A 5,811-nucleotide genomic window follows, 5' to 3' on the forward strand; every position below is an offset into this window, starting at 1 on the left:
TCTCCCGCGGCATCCTCCCACCATATAAAACCAGAATCACTTCACAAACTTAACATGCTTACGCTGGACACAAGCGACAGCAAAATAGCCCGCTGCGCAATTGCACAGCGAGCTATTGGAAGTTAATCTTTAGTTTACATGAGCACTTAATTTCACCGTTTGTGAATGCCGAACGATGGTAACGCCTAAGCAGATGGCGAATAAAACGATCCAGATAACGGACATGCCTTGATTGCCAAGAAACCCATTGTGGAAGTTATAGCCGAAGTAGTCAGCAAAGCTGGCACCAACTGGCCGAGTTAAGATGTAAGCTAACCAAAAAGTCGTGATTTCAGCAACGGAATTTTGTTGGGGCTTCATAACTACTCTGTAAGCAATTAGGGCAACGAAGACGGCACCTAAAATTAAACCAGTGTTAAGAAAGCCTAAGCCCAAGCCAGTTGGGTCGACGTTATAACCACCAACGCGAGCGGTCGCAAACCAGTCACCAGCGGCGGTCCCTAACATAAAGGAAAAGGCAACGGTTAACCAGTAAAAGCCTTCTTTTTTAGCGGTGGTGATGTGGTGAATTGAAAGGTCATGGGTGGTCAGGTACCAGGCCGCAAAACTGATCACCATCAGTACACCGAAAATCAACGTCGTTTCCATGTAGTGAAGCCCAGTGATGGATTTAAACGTGTCGGCAGAAAAAGTTCCGAAAACTGCGAGTAACGCAACCGAAGACCAGTAATAAACTGGTCGGTAGCGGTCAGACCGAAATTGTAAGGTGAGGAAAATAGCAAATAAACCGAGTGACCAAGCAACGGTAAATAGTTCGCCGAGGTTGCCGTTTTGTTGACCAAAAATTTGACTTGAGAAATCTGAAACGGATTCACCGAGACCGGTACTGATTAACTTGGTGAGCCAAAATAATAGGGTGATCCCGGGCACCTTGTTGAGCACAGGATGAGTTGATGTAAGTTCTTCTGTCATAATAATCTCCCTCCAGTTGAGACAAATAAGGACGTAACTGATTGATTACATTAATCATAAGCAGTTACGCCCTTAGTCGCTATCTAGAGTCAGTGAAGGTTTGATGAAGGTTCTTCATTTTTGAATTGGGGATCAAGTTGATCGAAGGTGATGCTAAATACCGCTCCGGTTGGAACGTTATCCGTTACTGAGATTTGAGCGTGGTGTTGGTCGACTAATTGCTTCACAATGGCGAGACCAAGCCCGGAACCCGGAATATCACTAGAACGCGATTCATCAACCCGGTAAAACCGATCGAAGAGGTGGGGCTTGGCATCGTCGGGAATATTGGGACCGGTGTTAGCAACGGTCATCACGATGTGTTGATCGATTTGCTGGGCTTTAACGGTGACGGTGGCGTTAGCAGCGTATTTGCGGGCGTTATCGAGTAAGGCTAGGGTAATTTGTTTGAGACTATCTGGGTGACCGCTGATCCAGGAATCGGACGCTAGCTGAGTCGTAATCGATTGCGGGCTTTGTTGCTGATAACTGGTCACAACGGTTGTTAGCAGGTTGCTCAGATTGACTGGTTCTAGGGTTAAAATGGCCTGTTCGTTACGGGTGATCGTCAGCAGTGAGGCGACAAGTTCTTGCAAGCGTAGGGATTCACTATCCAAAAAAGAGAGGGCCTCATCGAATACTTCGGGGTGTTGTTTGCCACGGCGCTGAAGTAAGCTGATATACCCGCGAATGACTGCAAGTGGGGTTCGAAGTTCGTGAGAAGCGTCCGCCACAAAGCGTTTTTCTCGCGTCATTTGGTCGTTAAGGGCGCGGAGGAGTTGGTTAAAACTACCAGCAAGTTGGTGAGCTTCAAGGGGTTCAGCGGGAACTGGGAGCGGGGCAGCACTGATGTCCGTAGCTTGTACCCGTTGGTTGGCGGTTTTGGTTAATGACGCTAACGGCTGCGTGATCCTTTTGGCTGCCAAATCAATTAAAAAGGTCCCAATGCTGGCGCTTAAAACGACGACTAACAAGACTGCAATGATAACGGTGTAGAGCTGTTGCAGCGCATAATCTGCCTTGATCCAGACCTGATAAGTGGCTCGGGCGGTGCGGTGACGTTTATAAAAATACCAACCGCTACCGTTGACGGAGGTGATGCCAGCTGTGAGTTGGTGTGATGATTGGGTGGTAAAGGCGGCTGCCTTTTTAGAATAAAAGGTGTGCTGCCGATTCGTATTTCCGTTTCGATACTGAATTTTGACGTAAGTGGTCGAGGGTCCTTGTTGACTCGTTGCTTGCCAGGCATCGGTGTTAGGCGTTGGGTGAACGAAGGTATCTTGTAATGACTCGGTCATCTTGGTAGCGGTGTTGGTACCACTTTGAATCAAGAGGACGGCAATCACACTTAGCGTGATGAACAGGCTTAAAACGGCCGTAATCAAAATCGTTCGAATGTATGTCCGCCGAATAAGTGAGCGGTTAGTGAGCGCGGGATGATCGTTAGTCATGGGCAACCTCCGTTAGGGAGTAGCCGACACCGCGCACCGTTTCAATCTGAAAATCGGCAAATTGAAGGGTCTGAAACTTGTGCCGGAGTTGCCGGACGTAAACGTCAACGATATTTGCTTGGCCAACGAAATCGGTGCCCCAAACGATGTCGAGAATTTCATCACGATCGAGGGTTTCATTTGGATGTTGAATCAAGCACAACATCAAGGCATACTCGCGCTGCGTAAGCGCAATTTGTTGATCTTGGTAGGTCACGAGGTGTGCCTTCGTATTAAGCACTAAATGGCCTAATTGGTACGTTGGGTCAATCGTTGTCTGTTGGGCCTGATGGCGAAAGATAACCCGAATTCGGGCGAGTAATTCTTCCATGTCAAAGGGTTTAGTAATGTAATCATCAGCGCCACTATCGAGACCAGCCACTTTATCGCCACTAAAGTCACGAGCGGTGAGAAAGATGATTGGTAACTTGGCGTCTACACGGCGAATTCGGCGAAGAACCCCTAAGCCATCGATTTTAGGAATCATCCAGTCTAATAAGATGAGGTTAAGGGTTGTTTGATTAGCGTTGAAGGTTGCTAAGGCCGTTTCGCCATCGCCGGCGATGAGAACGTCGTAGCCTTCAAAGGAAAGTTCGGTGGTCAGTAGTCGTTGAAGGCCCTTTTCATCTTCAACAACGAGAATTTGATGTTTGATTGAAATCAGCTTCTTTCGTGAGTGATAGCATCAATCAGTTACGTTTCTATGAGCAGTATAGTCTATTTTTCAACAACGTAAAACGACCAATCTGATTTTGCGCGTTAAGGCTACAAAGAATGGGAATCACATGAGAGTTTAGGCTATCCGAATAATCAAATCGACATAATCCAACTTATAGCGCTTACACCACCATAAAAAGCTTGTATTTTTAAAACGGGGTGGTATAGTATGTTGTGGCGAGTTGAGCGGGTGCTCAACTTACCGGTTGAAAATTAAATTAAATTGCTTTGAATGTTTGGATCAATGAAAGAAAAATTGATATGACGTTAAACGGTTAGTTGCTTAACCTTATATCAATTTTGAGCTTTCGTGGACCAACCGAATTTCTAAGCCAATAGAAAAGAGGTTCTTATTGATGAAAGAAGCTGATGTTGAAAAGCACGCTAAGTTTGTCCAAGGTGTTGGCGGTGACGGCAAGAGTTTGGATGAAGTTAACGGGAGTGTGCGGGTCCCTAAGAACGCCGGATTTTGGAAGACGTTAATGGCCTACACTGGTCCGGGTGTCCTGATTGCGGTTGGGTATATGGATCCAGGTAACTGGATTACGTCTATCGCTGGTGGTGCCCAGTTTAAGTACAAGTTACTGGCAGTGGTTTTGATCTCAAGTTTGATTGCGATGCTACTGCAAGCCATGTCCGCTAAGTTAGGGATCGTGACGGGGAAGGATCTAGCACAGTTAACGCGGGAACGCACGACCAAGGGAATGGGTATCTTCCTGTGGGTCGTTTCGGAATTGGCAATCATGGCCACCGACGTTGCTGAAATTATCGGATCCGCTATTGCGTTAAAGCTATTATTCGGAATGCCACTGATTGTCGGTATTCTCATTACGTCCGCTGACGTGTTGATTTTATTGCTGTTGATGAAGTTAGGGTTCCGGAAGATCGAAGGAATCGTTGCAACACTGGTGATCGTGATCGTGCTGGTCTTCGCTTACGAAGTTGCACTTTCTCACCCAAGTATTGCTGGGATCATTAATGGTTATGTCCCAACGAGCGCCATTATGACAAACCACTCGATGCTTTACCTGACCTTAGGGATCGTTGGGGCAACTGTGATGCCTCATGATTTATACTTGGGGTCATCGATTTCACAAACGCGGCAACTGGATCGTTCAGACCGAGCAGAGATTAAGAAAGCCATCAAGTTCTCAACGATCGACTCGAACATCCAATTGTTCTTGGCGTTCATCGTGAACAGTTTGTTACTGATTTTAGGGGCAGCCTTGTTCTTTGGTACTGATAGCTCATTGGGCCGTTTCGTTGATTTATTTAACGCCTTGAGCGATAGCCAAGTCGTTGGTGCAATTGCTAGTCCAATGTTGAGTATGCTGTTCGCTGTTGCACTGTTAGCTTCAGGTCAAAGTTCCACGATTACCGGGACGTTGGCTGGTCAAATCGTCATGGAAGGGTTCATTCGCTTACGGATTCCATTGTGGGCTCAACGGTTAGTTACTCGGATCCTTTCGGTGGCGCCTGTGCTGGCCTTCGCGGTTTACTACCACGGCAATGAAGCTAAAATTGAAAACTTACTGACGTTCTCACAAGTCTTCCTGAGTGTGGCGTTACCGTTTGCCATCATTCCTCTGGTACTCTTCACGAGTAACAAGAAGATCATGGGTGAATTTGCGAACCGGGCTTGGGTCAAATACTGTGCGTGGATCGCGGCAATTGTTCTGGTTGGGTTGAACGTTTACCTGATTGTTCAGACAGTAAGTCAAGCGTTCTGACGTTAGGTTAAATGAAAAGGGTGGACACCGGAAAGCAATTTTCGGTAACCGGCCCTTTTTTAATAGCTTGAACAAAAGTTTGACTATTTAGACTTTATTATTAACGTGATTTGAATTAAACTTAGGTTAACCGAAAACGTGAGGTTGTGAGGTCAATGACGAAGAACGAAACTAGGGGCGATCATCAAAAAGAAAAGATGATCAAGGTTGCGCGAGAACTGTTTGCAACGCAGGGCTTTGAAGCAACAACGACCCGAAAAATCAACAAAGAAGCGGGTACGGCTGAAGGGTTGCTGTACTATTACTTCCCCCATGGCAAACATGAGATTTTAGATACGATCGTTTATCGCGGCATTATGAGTCGGATGAATCAGGTTCAGATTTCATTTGAGGGGTGTCAAACGATTAGCGACTTAGAAGATCGACTAATGACCGTTTTTGAGCGAGTTTGGCAGGTCTTTCAAGATGAAGCTAGTTATCAGTCGTTTATGATTACGATCCGGGAGCGGATGTTGCTGTCTGATAAGCAGGCGGATTGGTTGATGCAGGTTCTAGAGAGCCTCGTATCGATGATCAGCGCGCAGTTTAAGACGATTTCGACCATTCTACCGGTTGACGCAACCCAGTACCGGCCATTAGCGCGGGTGATCACCTCGATTTACCAAAAAGTGATTTATGATGAGTTATTGATTCGTAACAACCGGGAAATGACCCCGGCAATTAAAGCGGCGTTGCGGCCTCAATTACAGTTGGTGTTGGGCCTATTACAGACAGCTTGATTGACTAAAAAAGTGCTATTCTGACGAGAATCTGATTCGGTCAGAATAGCACTTTTTTTGAAATTAAAGGGTTAAATTTTGAAT

General features: G+C 46.2%; 5 protein-coding genes. 2 read left to right on the top strand and 3 right to left on the bottom strand.

Translation table 11 applies throughout. The features are described 5' to 3' along the window. Window positions 1-129 precede the first annotated feature (129 nt). From JCM2765_RS15775 to JCM2765_RS15785, 3 genes are all read right to left on the bottom strand, one after another. The gene (locus tag JCM2765_RS15775) at window positions 130-972 is read right to left on the bottom strand and encodes a COG4705 family protein (protein WP_054737503.1); all 843 of its coding nucleotides are present in this window, start codon (window positions 970-972) and stop codon (window positions 130-132) included. Between the two features lie 89 nt (window positions 973-1,061). Continuing rightward, entirely contained in the window at window positions 1,062-2,462 is a 1,401-nt protein-coding gene (locus JCM2765_RS15780) for a sensor histidine kinase (RefSeq protein WP_054737504.1), read from the bottom strand. After that, window positions 2,455-3,156: a response regulator transcription factor gene (locus tag JCM2765_RS15785; RefSeq protein ID WP_054737505.1), complete on the bottom strand. Its 702-nt coding sequence runs from the start codon at window positions 3,154-3,156 to the stop codon at window positions 2,455-2,457. Before JCM2765_RS15785 ends, JCM2765_RS15780 begins: the two co-directional genes overlap by 8 nt. 418 nt (window positions 3,157-3,574) lie before the next feature. Here JCM2765_RS15785 and JCM2765_RS15790 point away from each other — a divergent pair, with 418 nt between their 5' ends. After that, entirely contained in the window at window positions 3,575-4,948 is a 1,374-nt protein-coding gene (locus tag JCM2765_RS15790) for an Nramp family divalent metal transporter (protein WP_054737506.1), read from the top strand. 155 nt (window positions 4,949-5,103) lie between these two features. Beyond that, window positions 5,104-5,727, top strand: coding sequence for a TetR/AcrR family transcriptional regulator (locus JCM2765_RS15795; RefSeq protein ID WP_054737507.1), 624 nt, complete (start codon window positions 5,104-5,106; stop codon window positions 5,725-5,727). The last annotated feature ends 84 nt before the right edge of the window (window positions 5,728-5,811 follow it).

The sequence above is a fragment of the Secundilactobacillus similis DSM 23365 = JCM 2765 genome (genome assembly GCF_001311075.1).
GTDB classification, from domain to species: domain Bacteria; phylum Bacillota; class Bacilli; order Lactobacillales; family Lactobacillaceae; genus Secundilactobacillus; species Secundilactobacillus similis.

Coding starts and splice junctions, on each gene's coding strand:
- JCM2765_RS15780 (WP_054737504.1), bottom strand. CDS start 2,462: ATGACTAACGATCATCCCGCGCTCACTAACCGCTCACTTATTCGGCGG.
- JCM2765_RS15775 (WP_054737503.1), bottom strand. CDS start 972: ATGACAGAAGAACTTACATCAACTCATCCTGTGCTCAACAAGGTGCCC.
- JCM2765_RS15790 (WP_054737506.1), top strand. CDS start 3,575: ATGAAAGAAGCTGATGTTGAAAAGCACGCTAAGTTTGTCCAAGGTGTT.
- JCM2765_RS15795 (WP_054737507.1), top strand. CDS start 5,104: ATGACGAAGAACGAAACTAGGGGCGATCATCAAAAAGAAAAGATGATC.